This window comes from Streptomyces sp. NPDC001380 (assembly GCF_042895785.1).
Classification (GTDB): domain Bacteria; phylum Actinomycetota; class Actinomycetes; order Streptomycetales; family Streptomycetaceae; genus Peterkaempfera.
In genome coordinates, this window is the sequence record NZ_JBIAWP010000011.1 from 99,489 (window position 1) to 115,613 (window position 16,125).

Below are 16,125 nucleotides of genomic sequence, written 5' to 3' on the forward strand. Positions count from 1 at the left end.
GGGCCTCAGTCCTTCGTGAACATGCTGAGCATGCGGCGGGTGACCGCGAAGCCGCCGAAGATGTTGATGCTCGCCAGCAGGACGGCTGCGAACGACAGCACGTCCACGGCGGTGTGCCCGTGCCCGATCTGGAGCAGCGCGCCGACGACGATGATCCCGGAGATCGCGTTGGTGACCGACATGAGCGGGGTGTGCAGTGCGTGGTGCACGCTGCCGATGACGTAGTAGCCGATGACGACGGCCAGGACGAAGACGGTGAAGTTCCCGGCCAGCTGGTTCGGCGAGAACCCGGCGAGCAGGAACAGCGCCGCCGCGCCCAGGCCGACGACCGCGAACCTGCGGCGGTCGGTGAGCGGCGGCTTCGACCTCTTCCCCACGGCGGGCTTCCCCACGGCGGGCCCCGCGGTGTCCGACGGCCGCGCCACGGGCGCGGCCGACACCTCCACCGGCGGTGGCGGCCATGTCTTCCCGCCGTCCCGCACGACCGTCATGGACCGCTGGACCACGTCGTCGAAGTCGAGGACGACCTGCCCGTCCCTGCCCGGCGTCAGCAGCTTCATCAGGTTCACCAGGTTGGTGCCGTAGAGCTGGGACGCCTGGGCGGGCAGCCGTCCGGCCAGGTCCGTGTAACCGATGATCGTCACGCCGTTGCCGGTGACGACGACCTCGCCGGGGACCGAGCCGGCGACGTTGCCGCCCTGCGCGGCGGCCATGTCGACGATCACGCTGCCCGGCCGCATGCTCGCCACATGATCGGCCGAGATCAGCCTCGGCGCCGGGCGGCCGGGGATGAGCGCGGTGGTGACGATGATGTCGACGTCGGCGGCCTGCTCGGCGTAGAGCGCCTCGGCACGCCGGTCGTAGTCGGCGGACGTGGCCTTGGCGTAGCCGTCGGCGCTCGCCTCCTGCTCGACCTCGACGGCCAGGAACTCCGCCCCCAGCGAGCGCACCTGGTCGGCGACCTCGGGGCGCGGGTCGGTGGCCCGGACCACCGCGCCGAGGCCGCCCGCCGCCCCGATCGCCGCCAGGCCGGCGACCCCGGCCCCGGCGACCAGCACCTTCGCCGGCGGCACCTTGCCCGCCGCCGTCACCTGGCCGGTGAAGAAGCGGCCGAACGCGTGGGCCGCCTCGATCACCGCCCGGTAGCCGGCGATGTTGGCCATCGAGCTCAGCACGTCCAGCGACTGCGCGCGGGAGATGCGGGGCACGGCGTCCATCGCCAGCACCGTGAGCGAGCGCTGGGTGAGCGTGTCCACGAGGGCGGGGTCGAGGGCGGGTCCGATCAGGCCGATCAGCGTCGCGTCGTCGCGCAGTGCGGCGACCTCACCGGCGGAGGGCGCGACGACCTTCAGGACGACGTCGGACCGCCAGGCCTCCTCACGGCCGACGACCTGCGCGCCCGCCCCGGCGTAGGACGCGTCGGTGAAACCCGCGCGCAGGCCGGCGCCGGACTCGACCACGACCTCGTAGCCGAGGCCGGCCAGCTGACGCACCGTCGCGGGGGTCGCCGCCACGCGGGTCTCCCCCGCGGCGGACTCCGCGACCACACCGAGCCGTTGGACCATGGATGCGACCTCTTTCCCTGGATCTTCCGCGGATCTTCCCTGGAACTTCGGTGGTTCCCCGGTGGTTCTTCAGTCGTTCCTCGCCGGATTCCCACCCGGTGGCGCAGGCTTGGGACGCCCGCCGGCCCGGGCGGCCGCCGTGCCGGTGTCGTACGCGCGGGGCAGGCGGCGGGTTCGGGGCGGGGCCGCCGGGCCGCAGCCGCGGTCGGCACGGCCCGCACCCCGCCTTCTCCCCCGGTCAGGGGGCGCCGGGCCCGTCCGGCGGTCATCGTTGCGTCTCCGGCACGGGGTGACAACACCCCCTCGTCCGCGGACCGGGACGGCCCGCCGCCGCCTCCGGGGCGCCGGACGCCCCCGCGACCGGGGTGCGCGCCGGGGCACGGGGCGCCCCGGCCGCACCGCCCCGCAGGTCAGGGCCGGTCGGGGGCCCGCGCCGGCGCACCCGCCGCGCGGACCGGAACGCCCCGGCGGCGTCCGCGCGGGAGACGCCGCGGGTGCTGCGTGTCACACGGCCGGAGCACGGGGCCGGCACACACCGGGGCGGCGGGGAAAGGCTCCGACGCACTACGGTCGCGGCTCGACGAGATCGACACCGGGCGCTCCCCGGCCTGTTCCTGTGCATCACGGGCGCCCCGCGTTCAGCGACTGGACGGCGGCAACCCGCGCACCGGTGAAACGCTCAAACACATGGATCGCCTCTCGCAGAACTTCTGAGGATTCCTCACCTGTCTGCGCGACTTCATGAGGGCGGATCTCGGTATGACCGATCACGTGCCAGGTGAGGAGCGGTCCCCGGCCGTGCAGCCGCACCATCGCCCGGCGTGCGGCCGCGCTAGGGTTCACCACGTCGTCATCGCGGCCCGACGGGCTTCCGCCTCAGGACATGCCCCCACCCGCACGAGTCTCTTCGTGCTGCCTGGGGGCATGTCGTGCTGTTCCGCGGTTCCGTGTCCGCCGTCGCCGCCGAGAGGGTCGCGGGCACGCTCGCGCTGCGTCTGAGTGAGCAGTTCGTGCACGAGCACGGATACCGGCCGGGGCCGTCCGAGGTGCGGTCGTGGGAGCGCAGCATCCCGGTGCTCACCGACGCCCTGCTGGACGCCGGGCTGCAGGACGTCGAGGTCCTGCTGGAGTACCGGCTGCCGCTGACGAGCCGCCGGGCGGACGCGGTGCTCGCCGGGGTGCACCCGCGGACCGGCGAGCCGTCCTACGTCGTGGTCGAGCTGAAGCAGTGGAGCAGCGCGTACCCCGAGGATGGGGCGCCGCGGCTGTGCCGCGTGGAGGGGTACCCGGGGCCGAGGCTCAACCCGGTCGAGCAGGTGCGCGGCTACTGCGACTACCTCGCCGACTTCAACGGCGCGCTCGCCGGCCACCCGCAGCGGATCACCGGCGTGGCGTTCCTGCACAACGCCACCGCGTACGGGGTGCAGGGGCTGGAGGAGGTGGAGCAGGACGCCCGGGGACGGCTGTTCACCGGGGACCGGCGCGGCGCCTTCCTGGACCACCTGCGGTCGGTGCTGGCCCCGGCTTCGGGTGCCAGGGCGGCCGACGAGCTCCTCCAGGCGCGGCAGCAGCCGTCGAAGCAGCTGATGGCGGTGGCGGCCGAGGAGGTCCGGGAGCGCGAGCAGTTCGTGCTGCTGGACGGGCAGCGGCTGGCGTACGAGCTGGTGCTGCGGGCCGTCGAGCGGTCGCGGCGGGCCGACCGCAAGGAGGTGGTCGTGGTCCTCGGAGGGCCGGGGACGGGCAAGAGCGTCATCGCCCTGTCGCTCCTCGGCGAGCTGTACAGGCAGGGCCGCACCGCGATCCACGCCACCGGCTCGCGGTCGTTCACCCTCACGATGCGCAAGGTCGCGGGGGCCCGGAAGCCCGCCGTGCAGAAGCTCTTCAAGTACTTCAATGACTTCGTGGCCGCCGAGAGGAACGACCTCGACGTCCTCGTCTGCGACGAGGCGCACCGCATCCGGGAGACCTCCAGCACCCGCTGGACCCCTGCGGCGCACCGCACCGGCCGCCCGCAGGTGGACGAGCTGATCGACGCCGCGCGGGTGCCGGTGTTCCTGCTGGACGAGAACCAGGTGGTGCGGCCCGGCGAGCTGGGCACCGAGGCCCAGATCACGGCGGCCGCCCGCGCCAAGGGCCTGGAGGTGCAGGTCGTGCGGCTCGGGGACCAGTTCCGGTGCGGCGGCAGCGAGGCGTACCTGACCTGGGTGGACCGCCTGCTGGGCCTCGAGGACGGCGGCCCTGTGGCGTGGGAGCCCGACGGTCTCGTGGAGCTGCGCGTGGCGGAGTCGCCGTCCGAGATGGAGGAGTTCCTGCGGGAGCGCCAGGAGGAGGACGGCTGCAGCGCCCGGATCACGGCCGGGTACTGCTGGCGGTGGAGCCCTGAGCCGAAGGACGGGCAGCCGCTCCCGGCGGACGTGGTGATCGGCGACTGGGCCCGGCCGTGGAACCTGCGCGGCGACCGCTCCGTGTCCGGCGCGCCGCCGGCGGCGCTGTGGGCGACCGACCCGGCCGGCTTCGGACAGGTCGGCTGCGTCTACACCGCCCAGGGCTTCGAGTACGACTGGAGCGGCGTCATCCTCGGCCCCGACCTGCTGTGGCGGGACGGCCGCTGGGTGGTCGACCGGGCCGCGTCCAGGGACAACGTCTTCACCCGGGCGACCAGTGACGCCGAGGTCGACCGGCTCGTCCGGCACACCTACAAGGTGCTGCTCACCCGCGGCATGGTCGGCACGGTGGTGTACTCCCCCGACGCCGAGACCCGGTCCCGGCTGCGGGAACTGGTGGCCGTATCCGTGGAGGCCGGCCGACGGGGGTGAGCCCGTCCGGGGTGAGCGGCACCCGTACAGCCCACCGCTCCCTGCGGAGACGGGCGGCCGGAGCCGTGCCGACCCGGGACCCCTACCCCGGACCGAACTCACGCGTACCGGATTCGACACAGCAGGCCCGCGGGCACGGCAGCGGCACTACGCTCCCCAGCACACGGTTCGTACGCGACACGCGGACACCGCACGGACGGCCTCCCCTCCCCGGACACGCCACGAGGACACACGCATGCACGAGATGCCCAAGGGCGCCAACATCGGTCTGGCCGCCCTGAGCGAGGACGTCGGCTCGGTGCAGGTCGGCCTGCGCTGGAGCGATCCGTCGGGGACGGGCGAGGCGGACGTTTCGGTCCTGCTTCTCGGTCCTGACGGCCGGGTGCGGAGCGACGACGACTTCTACTTCTACAACCATCCGACCAGCGCGGACGGTTCGGTGCAGGTGCTCGGCCAGACCGCGACGGCGGACGGCAGCGAGGACCGGGTGAGCCTCGACCTCGCTGCGCTGCCCGCCGACGTCGAGCGCGTCGTGATCGCCGCGAGCCGGTACGGCGGGGCGCGGTTCGGGGACCTGCAGGACCTGCGGCTGGTGCTGGCCGACGCGTCCGGGGAGTCGCTGCTCGGTTTCTCGATCGAGGACGCGACCGTGGAGACCGCCTTCGTCTTCGGCGAGATCTACCGGCGCGGCGGGGATTGGAAGTTCCGGGCGGTGGGGCAGGGGTACCGCTCCGGGCTGGCCGGTCTGGCCACCGACCACGGCATCGACGTCAACGACGACGAGGCCGCGGCCCCGACGGCGGCCGGTACCGGTGAGGACGGCGCAGAGGAGACGGCCGGCGCCGCCGGTACGGAGGCTGCGGCCGCGGACGGACCGGCCCGCGTCCCCCGCCAGGCCACCGCCGGGAGGGCACCTGACGGCGCGGTGCCTGCGGCTCCCGCCCGGCCGGGTGCATCCGCGGCGGCTGCGTCCGCCGCCGCGGCAGCGTCATCCGGACCGGACCCGGCGCCGCAGCGGGTGCGCATCACCAGGAAGAAGGTGACGCTGCCCCGCGCGCCCCGCCCGTCGCTCGCGGAGAACGACTCCTGGCGCGGGGCACGGCTGTTCCCCGCCTCCGCGCTGAAGAACGACCGGGAGCGCGAGGGCCGCGCCACCTCCGTGCTGCTGTCCGTCATGGCGCAGGTCCCGGAGTTCGGGCGGCGGCTCACCGCCGGCTTCAACGCCCCCGCCGGGACCATGGAGACCTTCGTGGAGGCCTCCTTCACCCACGGCGCGACAGCGGTCCGCCCCGACGGCGTCATCCGGGTCTCCCGCGCCGGCAAGATCTGGACAGCACTGGTGGAGGTCAAGACCAACGGCAACCCGCTCAAGACCGACCAGGTCCAGGCGTACGCGGACATCGCGGCCCGGCGCGGCTACGAGGCCGTGGTCACCCTCTCCAACGACGTGGCCCTGCACGGCATCCCGCTCGTCGACGTCAAGGTCGACGGACGCCGCAGGCACAAGGTCGCCCTGTGGCACCTGTCCTGGGCCGAGGTGGCGTACCAGGCGCAGATGCTGATCCGCCACGAGGGCGTCGGAAGCCCCGCCCACGCCTGGCTCCTCCAGGAACTGCTGCACTACCTGCAGCACGAGAACTCCGGCTGCCACGGCTTCCAGAACATGGGCGCCTCCTGGGTCCCGGTCCGCACCGCGGTCGACGACGACACCCTGCGCCCGGGCGACGCCCGAGCCGTGGAGGTCGTACAGAACTGGGAACGGCTCATCCAGCAGGTCTGCCTGCGGCTCGGCGGCGAACTGGGCTGCAGGACCGCTCCGGTGCGCCCCCGACGAGGGACCGACCCGCACGCCCGCTGCGCCGCGCTGGCGGACCGGCTGGCCGAGACGGGCCGACTCCAGGCCGACATCCATGTCGAGAACGCCCCGGGCACGCTGTCGATCACCGCCGACCTGCGGAGCGGCAAGCTCCGTACCTCCGTCGAGATCCCGTCCCCGGAGCAGGGCTACCCCCTGTCCCGGGCGAAGCGGCTGATGCGACAGCTCGCCGAGGCCCCTGCCGACCTGCACGTCGAGAGCCTGCTCGACACCGGGGCGGCCGGTCCACGCGGCACCCTGGAGAAGCTCCGCCCCGAGCCCGGCGACCTGGTGCCCCGGGACGGCGGCCGGATCACCGGCTTCCGTCTGACGCTCTCCAAGAGCATCGGGCTCACCCGCGGCAACGCCGAGACCGGGTTCATCCGCAGCGTCGACACCGCCGTCGGCCACTTCCACGCCCACGTCGTCGCCCAGCTGGGGCAGCCGGTCCCGCGCCGCCCGGCCGACGCCGGCGTCTGACGGCCTTCCAGGACTCCAGGAGACCTCCATGGCATCAACGACCAAGGGCCTGCACGGACCGTCGCTGCGGGCCCTCTTCGAAAACCCGTCGGCCCAGCAGGCCCTGACCGCTTACTTCCACGAGGGCCGCTACACGGGTGCGCGTTTCGAGCGGCTCGCTGTTTCAGGCTGCGGAGCCTCCGTCCGCGACCGCGTCACGGCGGCCGATCTCGTGGCGGTTCAGCTGCTGGGCGTACAGGTGCCGGCGGAGGTCTCGATCGAACTGCTCGAGGGCCCGCTCGGCGACGAGTTGGCCGCATTGCTCTCGGGGATCCCCGCTGATCTGGACCTGGCCCACGCCGCCCCGGACGTGGTCGACGGCGGATCGGCCGCCGACCGCGCGTGGCGGCTCCTGCGGGACCGGAAGGGCATGGGCGAGACGATCACCTCGAAGCTCCTGGCCCGGAAGCGCCCGCGGCTGCTTCCCGTCATCGACGACGTGGTCCGCTGCGTCCTGGGGTGGCCGAAGCCCGTCTTCTGGTCCCCGTTGCGTGAGGAGCTCCGGGCGGACGGCCACGCACTGGAACACCTGCTGCTGGGCCTTCGGAAGTCGGCAGGCCTCCCAGAGGAGGTGAGCGCCCTGCGTGTCTTCGACGTCGTCCTGTGGATGCGCCACCACGAGGAGCACAGCCTGCACCCGAAGGGGCGCTGCACGGACTCGGGCAACTGAGCACCGGACCGCAGCCTCCCGCCCGGAGGTACGGACGATGCGACAGGCGTGCCCGGCTGCCCCGGGCGTCGACCACGGTACCGGCGGCCCGGCCCGGCCGGGCCGCCGTCCCCCGCTTGGATCCGTGCTCGCGGTGCCTCGTCGCGCACGTTCCCGGCGGCCGTCCCCCGGGGGTTCCGGCGGAGGCTCAGCGGCCGGTCCGCGGCCCGCCGCCGGTGTCCCCGTGGCCGTTGCCGTCGCCGTCGCCGCCGGGTTCGGCGGCGTCCATGAGCGGGGGCTCGCCCTTGAGGTGGGGCGGGGCGAGGGGGCGCAGGGCGTGGTAGCCGAGGATGGTGACGAGGGTCCCGAGGGGGATGCCGTCGAGCTTGAAGTCCTGGCTGAAGGTCAGCGAGACGTTGCCGATGCCGATGATGACGCCCGCGGCGACGGGGACGAGGTTGAGCGGGTTGCCGAGATCGACGTCGTTCTCGTGCCAGATCTTGGCGCCGAGCAGGCCGATCATGCCGTAGAGGACGACGGTGATGCCGCCGAGGACGCCGCCGGGGGTGGCCGCGACGACCGCGCCGAACTTGGGGCAGAGGCCGAAGAGGATCGCGAAGAGCGCGGCGCACAGGTACGCGGCGGTGGAGTAGACGCGGGTGGCGGCCATGACGCCGATGTTCTCCGCGTAGGTGGTGGTCGCCGGTCCGCCGAGGGAGGTGGACAGGACGGTGGTGGCGCCGTCGGCGGCGATGGCCCGGCCGAGGTCGGGGTCGAGGTCGTCCCCGGTCATCTCGGCCACGGCCTTGACGTGCCCGGCGTTCTCGGCGATGAGGGCGACGACGACGGGCAGCGCGAGGAGCACGGCCGAGAGCTTGAAGTCGGGCGCGTGGACGGCCGGCAGGCCGAACCAGTCGGCGTGCGCGACCCCGCTGAGGTCGACGCGCCAGTGGTCGGTGACCTGGCCGGCGGCGTTCGGCGCGTGGATCTGCCCGAAGATCCGGTCGAAGAGCCAGGACAGCACGTAGCCGAAGACCAGTCCGAGGAAGACCGCGATGCGGGAGAGGAAGCCGCGAACGACGACCATCGCGCAGAGCGTGAAGGCCATGGTGAGCAGGGCGACCCACTGGTCCTGCGGCCAGTACGTGCGGGCGACGACCGGCGCCAGGTTGAACCCGATGATCATCACGACGGCGCCGGTGACGACCGGGGGCAGCACGGCGTGCACCACCCGGGCGCCGAGCGCCTGGACCGCCACGCCCGCCGCCGCCAGGACGACGCCGACCACCAGCATGGCGCCGGTGACGGTGCCGATGCCGCCGCCGGCCGCCTTGATGGAGGCGGCGACGCCCACGAAGGAGAGGCTGCTGCCGAGGTAGCTGGGGATGCGCCCGCGGGTGATCAGCAGGAAGAGGATGGTGGCGACGCCGGAGAGCATCACCGCGAGGTTCGGGTCGAGGCCCATCAGGACGGGTGCGACGAACGTCGCACCGAACATGGCGACCACGTGCTGCGCACCGAGCCCGACCGTGCGCGGCCAGGAGAGCCGCTCCCCGGGCCTGACGACCTCGCCGGGGCCGGGGGTGCGTCCGTCCCCGTGGAGTCTCCATCCGAGGCCGAGCACCATGCCGCTTCCCTTCGCCGTCGTCCGTCCTGGTCACGTGCCGGGTCCGCGCCCGGCCGTCGGCCATGCTCGCACAGCGCGCGCCCCGGGGCCGACCGCCACGGCCGCACCCGCCGGGGTCGGGACCGGCGGGTGCGGGCGGGAGTGCGGGCGGGGCGGGCGGAAGCGGGTCAGGGAAGGCCGAGGCGGGTCAGGGCAGGCGGGACGGGGCGTGGCTGCCGGAGCAGGGGTTCGCCTGGGGGCCGCGGGAGCCCAGCACCTCCTTGGCCTCGACGGCCTGGACCAGCAGCAGGACGGCGGCGATCACCAGGGCGACGGCCCCCGCGCCGCGGCGCGGGGCGGCCAGGACCCGGCGGGCGAGCCAGACCGTGGCAACGAGGCCGAGGAGGAGGCCGCCGACGGCGGCGGCCGTCCCGGACGCCGGGATGCCGGGCCCCGGCTTGCAGGCGTCGACGAACGCGCCGACGTGGCGGTTCCAGGACCACAGGGCGAAGCCGGTGGCGGCCAGGCCGAGGACGAGCAGGGCCAGCGGCCCCCGGACGCGGAGGGTCCGCGGGGGGTGCGCCGCCGGCCCGTACCCGCCGGGGCCGGGCGGGCCCGGGACGGGCCCTCCCGGTCCGTGGGGTCCGGTGCCGTACGGCACCGGGCCGTGGGGCGGCGGGCCGTGGGGCGGCGGGGCCCCGTGCGGCGGCGGGGGCTGCGGGGCGGGGCTGCGGGGCGGTTCGGGGTGGCTGCTCATCGGCTCTCAGTACCAGTTCGGCTCGACGCGGACGACGCGGATGTTCTGCTGCCCCTCGGCGGTGGTCTCGTGGTGCTCGCGGCCGTTGAGGGAGACGTTGAGCCGCTGGTCGCTGTGCTGGGTGTAGCGGATGTCGCCGTCGGGGGTGACGGCGGTGACCACGGCGGTGTGGTGGATGGTGCCCTGCTTGATGTGCTCGTTCTGGTCGGACGCCTCCTCGAAGAAGATGATGTCGCCCGGCTTCGCCTGCGAGAGCGGCACCTCGTGGCTGCCGTTGCGGTTCAGGAAGTCGTGCAGGTTCTGGGCGCCGCCCCAGGAGTTGGTGTGGGTGTGGCCGTTGCGGTCGAGCCAGTCCCAGCCCCAGCCGCCGGCGGTGCTCTTGCCCCAGCCGTCGTCGTCGAGGGTGTTCCAGCCCTTGTACTGCACGCCGGAGTGGTGCAGCCCCTCGGAGGCGAAGTTGGTGCAGTTGTTCTCGCCGTCGATGTCGACGTTGTCGTCGTCCCAGTGCTCCATCGTCCAGCGGACGAACTCCACGCGGTCGAACTTCCCGTCGGTGCCGCGCAGTTCCTGCTTGACGCCGTCGGGGATGCCGTCGAGCCCGGCGATCTCGACGGGGTTCGAGAGCTTGAGCTGCTCCTGCTGCTGCGGAGTGAGGGAGTCCCACCACTCGGAGACCAGGGCGGGGTCCGAGCCGTCGGGGATGTCGCCCCTGTACATGGACAGCTCGGTCTGGGACGCCTCGCCCTGGTACCGGTTGAGCGCGACGTCCGGGTCGGTGACCCCGGTGGTGCCGGCGAGCCTGCGCAGCTCGTCGGCGGCCTTCCGGTCGGCCTGGCCGGCCTGCCGCAGCGCCTCGTCGAGCAGCGCGGAGACCTCGGCGCCGTAGCGGTGGCCCTCGGGGACGTCGCCGCTCCCGTTGGGGGTGAGGGCGCCGGTCTGCCCGTCGACGTCGAAGCTGTACCGGGCGGCGAGGTCCAGGCCGTCCTGGAGGGTGCGCTGGGCGTACTCGATGCTGGTGGTGAGCCCGTCGAGGACCATGGCCACGCCGCGCATGATGTCGGCGCCGGCCTCCAGGGTGTCGGCGTCGCGGGCGAGCTGCCCGCGGGCGGCCTGGCCGACGCGGTCCTGCCAGTGCTCGTCGAGGGGGCCCCTGCCCTGGTCGTGGATGTCGTTGCAGGCCTGCTCGGACTCCTTGGCGAGGTTGAGCCAGCCCTCGGCGGCGGACTGCCACATCGCCGGGTTCGCCTGCTTGAGCTGGGCGATCGTCACCATGGGGGCCTCAGCCCGCGTTCAGGTCGGTCAGCGCCTGCCGGAGGCGGCGGGTGGCCTCGGCGTCGGCGGACTCGTACGAGCCCGCCGAGTAGTCCAGCCGGTCCGCGTGGTCGTGGAGCTGCCGGACCACCTGCTTCATGTGGTCCTGCCAGGCGGCGGCGCAGCCGGAGAGCGCCCCGGCGGACTCCCAGCCGCCGTGGGAGAGCGCGGCGGCGAAGCTGGCGTCGAGCCAGTGGCCGGCCCGCGGGCCGACGCCGCCGGCGACGGTGCGCAGGCCGGTGGCGGACTGCCGGAGCGTGTCGGGACGTATGTGGATGTCGGGCACTGGTTTCCCCCGTGTGTCCGTGTCTGCTGTCTGCGTGTCTGCGTGCGTGCGGGTCGTTCGTGCAGCTCCGCCGTACGGACGGCGGTGCCGTGGTGCGGTGGTGCGGCTTTGCCGTGGTGCCGTGGTGCCTTGGTGCAGCTGTGCGGTGGTGCGGTGTGCGGGCCGGGTGGGCGCGCCGCGGGGGCGGCTCAGCCGGTCCCGGCGGCGCCCTCCGGCTCCGGTGGGACGAGGCCGGCGGCGAGGGCGTCGGTCAGGGAGCGCACCAGGTCGTCGCCGACCGCGGCGGCGCGGGCGACGGTGCGTTCGAAGGCGTCGAGCCGCTGGAAGGCGGCGCCGTAGCGGCGCTGCTCGGCGAGCGGGAGGCGCAGCAGCTGCATCCGGCGCAGGTCGACGCGGGAGGTGGTGGAGGCGTGGGTGCCGGCCTGGCGGACGTTGGCGCGGCTGCGCAGGCTGCCGGCGAGGAACCAGGGGTCGAGGGCGCCGGGGTCCGGGCGCAGGGCGTGGACCTGCGGGCCGAGGACGGCCGGGACGCCGTCGGCGACCCGGGTGGCGGCGTGGTGCGGGGCGACGGCGACGACGACGTCGCCGGGGCGGGTGACGGTCCAGGCGGGGTCGACCTCGGCGGCCGGCAGCCAGCCGGACGGCTCGGCGCCGGCGAGGACGTCGGCGGCGGTGAGCACCCGTACGGCGCCGGGCGGCGCCTCGCCGTCGCGGACGAGGGGCTGGTGGGCGGAGGTGCCCGGGTGGAGGGAGAGGTGGCCGCTGCGCAGCAGGTCGCCGACGGTGGTCTGGGGAACGCCGACCGGGGACGCCGCGGCGGGCCGGTCCCCGGAGGACGCGGGGGCGGCGGTGCCGGCGGGCGAGCCGAGCGCGCGGAGGTCCGCGGAGAGGACGTCCGCCTGCCGGAGCGCGGCGGCGAGGTCGTCCCAGCGGCCGCCGAGGTCGGGGGCCTCCCCCGCGGCGACGCCCTGCGGGATGTGCCGGGCGGGGGTGAGGTCGACCTCGTCGTCGAGCAGGTCGATGACCCGGACGGCGCGGTGGCGGCCGGGGCGGTCCTCGGTGTGCTCCCCGCGGCTCTCGAACTCGCGCCAGGCGTCGAGGACCGCGGCGTGGACGGCGGGCCAGTCGGGGCCGGTGCGGCCGTCGGCGGGCTGCGGGGCGTGGGGCTGGCCGGCGGGGGCCTGGGCCCCGGCGGCGTCGACGAGCAGGAGGCAGTCGGGGGCCGGGGCGTCGCCGGGGTTGCGCAGCACCCACAGGTGGAGGGCGACGCCGTGGGGCGGGGCGGCGCCCGGCGGCAGGGCGACGACGGCGCGCAGCGCGCCGCGCTGGAGCAGGGCGCTGCGGATGCGGCGCCCCGCCCGGCGGGAGGCGGCGGCGGGCGGCATCAGCAGGACGGCGGTGCCGCCGGGGCGCAGCCGGGCGAGGGCGTGCTGGACCCAGGCGATCTCGGACTCGGTGCGCGGCGGCAGGCCGTAGGCCCAGCGGTCGTCCCAGGCGAGTTCGTCGTGCCCCCAGTCGCGTTCGTTGAACGGCGGGTTGCAGACCACGGCGTCGGCGCGGACGTCGGGGAACGCGTCGGCGCGCAGCGTGTCGCCGGTCCGGATGTCGGGGGCGGGGAAGGCGGGCGGCGGGCTCCCGGCCGCCGGTCCGGACCCGGCGGACCCGGCGGACCCGGCGGCGGCCCGGTACTCGAAGGCGAGGCGCACGGCGGCCAGCGCGGCGCAGGTGGGGGCGGACTCCTGGCCGAGCAGGGCGGCGGGCCGGCCCTGGGCCGCGGTGCGGCGCAGGGCGCTGGAGAGCAGGGTGCCGGTGCCGCAGGCGGGGTCGAGGACGGTGGGGGCGGGGGCGGACGCCCCGGCGGAGGGGGCGTCCCCGTCGGGCAGGGCGAGGGCGGTCATCAGCTCCGCGAGCTCCCCGGGGGTGGAGCTGATCTGCCGCACGTGGGTGTCGAGCCAGCGCCCCCGCAGGAACTCGAAGGTCTCGTACGGCCCTTCGGCGCGGGCCACCTCGACGGCGCGGTCCACCAGGTCCGGGTCGGCGGGCTCGGCCAGGTCGGGCAGGCCGGGGAGGGGGAGCGGCGTCCGGTCGGGGCCGCCGCGCAGGCAGGCGGCGCCGACGGCGGCGACGGCGAGGCCCATGCGGTCGCGGTCGCCGAGCGCGTCGAAGTGGGGCCAGAGCCAGTCCCGCTGGTTGGCGGCGGCGAGCTTGCCCTGCCTGCGCAGCCACCCCTCGACCTCGGAGAGGGCGAACAGGGGGCTGACGTCGGTGCCGCCCGCCGGTGCCGGGAAGTCCTCGTGGCGCCGGCGCCAGTTGCTGACGGCGGCCCGTCCCACCCCGGCGAGCCGGGCGACCTCCGCAGCTGTCACGGTGACTTTCCTGGACACGGTGTCTCCGGTCTTCGAGGGGGCCTGGTGTGAATATACCGAGTACGCGCCCCACGTTGACCCAGCTCACATCGGAGCCACAGTTCCGTCACAGAGGTGGACGGCCGCGACAAAACCCAACCCTTGACAGAGTTCACAATCCGCACGGATGCTTGGGCCCCATGAGCTCGCATCACGACGGCTGGTACGACGGCACGCCGCAGGGGCCGACCCGGGAGCAGCGGGCGGCCCTGCGCAGACAGGTGCTGATGTGCTGCTGCGTCGCCGTGATGTTCTTCGGCCTCGGCTCCGCCTTCGGCTCCGGCCGGACCCACGCGTCGACGCCGGTCCCGGGGCCCACCGTGACCGTCACCGCGACCGCCCCCGCGCCCTAGTCGATCATCCGGACCGCTATGCTGCGGCCGGTCCGGACGCCGAGGGGCAGGCCGGACGCGGAACGAGGGGCGGGGATCACCATGATGGGGCCGGCGCATTCGCTGTCCGGGGCTGCCGCGTGGCTGGGTGTCGGCGCGGGCGCGTACGCGCTCGACCACCCCATGCCCTGGCCGGTGCTGGTCACTGGCGCGCTCATCTGCGCCGGCGCGGCCCTGGCACCGGACCTGGACCACAAGGCCGCCACCATCTCCCGCGCGTTCGGCCCGGTGTCGCGCTGGATGTGCGAGGTCATCGACAAGCTGTCGTACGCGGTCTACAAGTCGACCCGCGGCGCGGGCGACCCGCGGCGCTCCGGCGGCCACCGCACCCTCACCCACACCTGGCTGTGGGCCGTCCTCTTCGGCGGCGGCGCGGCGGCGGTCTGCGTGTACGGCGGCCGGTGGGGCGTGCTCGCGGTGCTCTTCGTGCACATGGTGCTCGCCATCGAGGGACTGCTCTGGCGGCAGGCACGCGTCTCCAGCGACGTCCTGGTCTGGCTCCTCGGCGCCACCAGCGCCTGGATGCTCGCCGACATCCTGGACAAGCCCGGCAACGGCTCCTCCTGGCTGTTCACGGAGCCGGGGCAGCAGTACCTGTGGGTCGGCCTGCCGATCGTGCTCGGCGCCCTCGTCCACTGCATCGGCGACGCGCTGACGGTGTCGGGCTGCCCGATCCTGTGGCCGATACCGCTGGGCCGCAAGCGCTGGTACCCGTTGGGGCCGCCCAAGGCCATGCGGTTCCGGGCCGGCAGCTGGGTCGAGGTGAAGGTGCTGACGCCGATCTTCATGGTCTGCGGCGGCGTGGGCGCCGCGGCCGCCCTGGGCTTCTTCGGCTGAGGCCGCCGCACGGGGCGGCGCGGCGGCGCGGCAGCGCGGTGCGCAGGGCCTCCGAACGTGGCCTCCGGACGTGGCCTCCGGACGTGGCCTCCGGACGTGGCCTCCGCCCGTGGCCTCCGGACGCGGACCGGACGGAAGGCCTGACGGCTGCCGGGCGGGGCGGTAGCGTGCGACCGGGCCGGGCGGCGGCGCCCGGCGGAGGAGCACGACCATGGCGATCGACTACGTGAAACGGCCCCGCGCGGGCGAGGGCCGGGGCGGCGGCGGGGACGGGCCCCGTCCCGGGAGCGCGGGAGGCTCCGCGGGCGGCGCGGCAGTGGGGGCCGAGCGGGTGGCGAGCGCCGCACCGGGCCTGGTCGACCTGTACAAGGCCGCCGGGGTCAGCCTGCGCAAGAACGGCCTGTCCGGGCTGCGGGCGGCCGTCTACCTGGTCCTCGACCGCTCCGGCTCCATGCGGCCCTTCTACCGCGACGGCACCGTGCAGCACCTGGCCGAGCAGGTCCTCGGCCTGTGCGCGAACCTCGACGACGACGGCACGGTACCGGTGGTCTTCTTCTCCACCGGCGTCCACGGCGTCGCCGGCCTCACCCTCGACGACCACGCCGGCCGGATCGGCAGCCTCCACGCGTCGTACGGGCACATGGGCCGCACCGACTACCACGCAGCGATGGAGTCCGTGATCGACCACTACCGGGCCTCCGGGGCGACCGACCCGGCGTTCGTGGTCTTCCAGACCGACGGCGGGCCCACCTCCCGCAGCGCGGCCGAACGGCTGCTCTGCGAGGCCTCGCGGCTGCCGCTGTTCTGGCAGTTCGTGGGCTTCGGCGACCCGGACGGCAAGGAGTTCGCCTTCCTGCGCAGGCTCGACGAGCTGCCGGTGCCCGCGAAGCGGGTGGTGGACAACGCCGGCTTCCTGGCCGCCGGGCGCGACCCGCGCTCCGTGCCCGACCAGGTGCTGTACGACCGCCTGCTCGCGGAGTTCCCCGCCTGGCTCGCTGCGGCGCGCGCCGCAGGCGTCCTGCGCTGACCGCACCGCGCGTCCGGCCCGCCGACACGGCGGGGGGCGCCTCCCGGGGACGGACAGGTCCCCGGGAGGCGGCCCCGGACGCGTACGGGCCGGACGGGTG

The 16,125-nt window shown here is 74.9% G+C and carries 12 protein-coding genes; 6 read left to right on the forward strand and 6 right to left on the reverse strand.

Features of this window, described 5'->3' with window-relative positions; genetic code table 11:
* Nucleotides 1–5 precede the first annotated feature (5 nt).
* On the reverse strand, nucleotides 6–1,565 hold the full coding sequence (locus tag ACFY07_RS15880; RefSeq protein ID WP_390869178.1) for a Re/Si-specific NAD(P)(+) transhydrogenase subunit alpha: 1,560 nt from the start codon (nucleotides 1,563–1,565) through the stop codon (nucleotides 6–8).
* A 929-nt stretch (nucleotides 1,566–2,494) separates the two neighbouring features.
* Here ACFY07_RS15880 and ACFY07_RS15885 point away from each other — a divergent pair.
* From ACFY07_RS15885 to ACFY07_RS15895, 3 genes are all read left to right on the forward strand, one after another.
* Nucleotides 2,495–4,381 (forward strand): DNA/RNA helicase domain-containing protein, encoded by a 1,887-nt coding sequence (locus ACFY07_RS15885; protein ID WP_390869180.1) that lies wholly within the window; start codon nucleotides 2,495–2,497, stop codon nucleotides 4,379–4,381.
* 235 nt (nucleotides 4,382–4,616) lie between these two features.
* A complete protein-coding gene (locus ACFY07_RS15890; RefSeq protein ID WP_390869181.1) occupies nucleotides 4,617–6,716 on the forward strand; it encodes a TerD family protein in 2,100 nt (699 codons plus the stop codon).
* 28 nt (nucleotides 6,717–6,744) lie between these two features.
* Nucleotides 6,745–7,425: a DUF6308 family protein gene (locus ACFY07_RS15895; RefSeq protein ID WP_390869182.1), complete on the forward strand. Its 681-nt coding sequence runs from the start codon at nucleotides 6,745–6,747 to the stop codon at nucleotides 7,423–7,425.
* A 187-nt stretch (nucleotides 7,426–7,612) separates the two neighbouring features.
* On the opposite strand, the gene ACFY07_RS15900 is transcribed toward ACFY07_RS15895, so the two are convergent.
* From ACFY07_RS15900 to ACFY07_RS15920, 5 genes are all read right to left on the reverse strand, one after another.
* Nucleotides 7,613–9,031: a uracil-xanthine permease family protein gene (locus tag ACFY07_RS15900; RefSeq protein WP_390869183.1), complete on the reverse strand. Its 1,419-nt coding sequence runs from the start codon at nucleotides 9,029–9,031 to the stop codon at nucleotides 7,613–7,615.
* A gap of 187 nt (nucleotides 9,032–9,218) precedes the next feature.
* Nucleotides 9,219–9,767 carry a hypothetical protein gene (locus ACFY07_RS15905; protein WP_390869184.1) on the reverse strand — a complete coding sequence of 183 codons (549 nt, stop codon included), beginning with the start codon at nucleotides 9,765–9,767 and terminating at the stop codon, nucleotides 9,219–9,221.
* Nucleotides 9,768–9,773: 6 nt separating this feature from the next.
* Entirely contained in the window at nucleotides 9,774–11,039 is a 1,266-nt protein-coding gene (locus ACFY07_RS15910; protein WP_390869185.1) for an amidase domain-containing protein, read from the reverse strand.
* Between the two features lie 7 nt (nucleotides 11,040–11,046).
* Nucleotides 11,047–11,364 (reverse strand): type VII secretion target, encoded by a 318-nt coding sequence (locus ACFY07_RS15915; protein ID WP_390869186.1) that lies wholly within the window; start codon nucleotides 11,362–11,364, stop codon nucleotides 11,047–11,049.
* A 188-nt stretch (nucleotides 11,365–11,552) separates the two neighbouring features.
* A complete protein-coding gene (locus ACFY07_RS15920) occupies nucleotides 11,553–13,730 on the reverse strand; it encodes an N-6 DNA methylase (protein ID WP_390869187.1) in 2,178 nt (725 codons plus the stop codon).
* A gap of 179 nt (nucleotides 13,731–13,909) precedes the next feature.
* Here ACFY07_RS15920 and ACFY07_RS15925 point away from each other — a divergent pair, with 179 nt between their 5' ends.
* The 3 genes from ACFY07_RS15925 (at nucleotide 13,910) to ACFY07_RS15935 (ending at nucleotide 16,025) form a co-directional block, all read left to right on the forward strand.
* Nucleotides 13,910–14,122: a hypothetical protein gene (locus tag ACFY07_RS15925; RefSeq protein ID WP_230651935.1), complete on the forward strand. Its 213-nt coding sequence runs from the start codon at nucleotides 13,910–13,912 to the stop codon at nucleotides 14,120–14,122.
* 81 nt (nucleotides 14,123–14,203) lie between these two features.
* Entirely contained in the window at nucleotides 14,204–14,998 is a 795-nt protein-coding gene (locus ACFY07_RS15930; RefSeq protein ID WP_390869188.1) for a metal-dependent hydrolase, read from the forward strand.
* A 211-nt stretch (nucleotides 14,999–15,209) separates the two neighbouring features.
* Nucleotides 15,210–16,025, forward strand: coding sequence for a VWA domain-containing protein (locus tag ACFY07_RS15935; protein WP_390869189.1), 816 nt, complete (start codon nucleotides 15,210–15,212; stop codon nucleotides 16,023–16,025).
* The last annotated feature ends 100 nt before the right edge of the window (nucleotides 16,026–16,125 follow it).

Excerpts from the sequence above, each read along its gene's own strand:
- ACFY07_RS15880 (WP_390869178.1), bottom strand. The coding sequence starts at position 1,565 with ATGGTCCAACGGCTCGGTGTGGTCGCGGAGTCCGCCGCGGGGGAGACC.
- ACFY07_RS15890 (WP_390869181.1), top strand. The coding sequence starts at position 4,617 with ATGCACGAGATGCCCAAGGGCGCCAACATCGGTCTGGCCGCCCTGAGC.
- ACFY07_RS15895 (WP_390869182.1), top strand. The coding sequence starts at position 6,745 with ATGGCATCAACGACCAAGGGCCTGCACGGACCGTCGCTGCGGGCCCTC.
- ACFY07_RS15900 (WP_390869183.1), bottom strand. The coding sequence starts at position 9,031 with ATGGTGCTCGGCCTCGGATGGAGACTCCACGGGGACGGACGCACCCCC.
- ACFY07_RS15905 (WP_390869184.1), bottom strand. The coding sequence starts at position 9,767 with ATGAGCAGCCACCCCGAACCGCCCCGCAGCCCCGCCCCGCAGCCCCCG.
- ACFY07_RS15910 (WP_390869185.1), bottom strand. The coding sequence starts at position 11,039 with ATGGTGACGATCGCCCAGCTCAAGCAGGCGAACCCGGCGATGTGGCAG.
- ACFY07_RS15925 (WP_230651935.1), top strand. The coding sequence starts at position 13,910 with ATGAGCTCGCATCACGACGGCTGGTACGACGGCACGCCGCAGGGGCCG.
- ACFY07_RS15930 (WP_390869188.1), top strand. The coding sequence starts at position 14,204 with ATGATGGGGCCGGCGCATTCGCTGTCCGGGGCTGCCGCGTGGCTGGGT.
- ACFY07_RS15935 (WP_390869189.1), top strand. The coding sequence starts at position 15,210 with ATGGCGATCGACTACGTGAAACGGCCCCGCGCGGGCGAGGGCCGGGGC.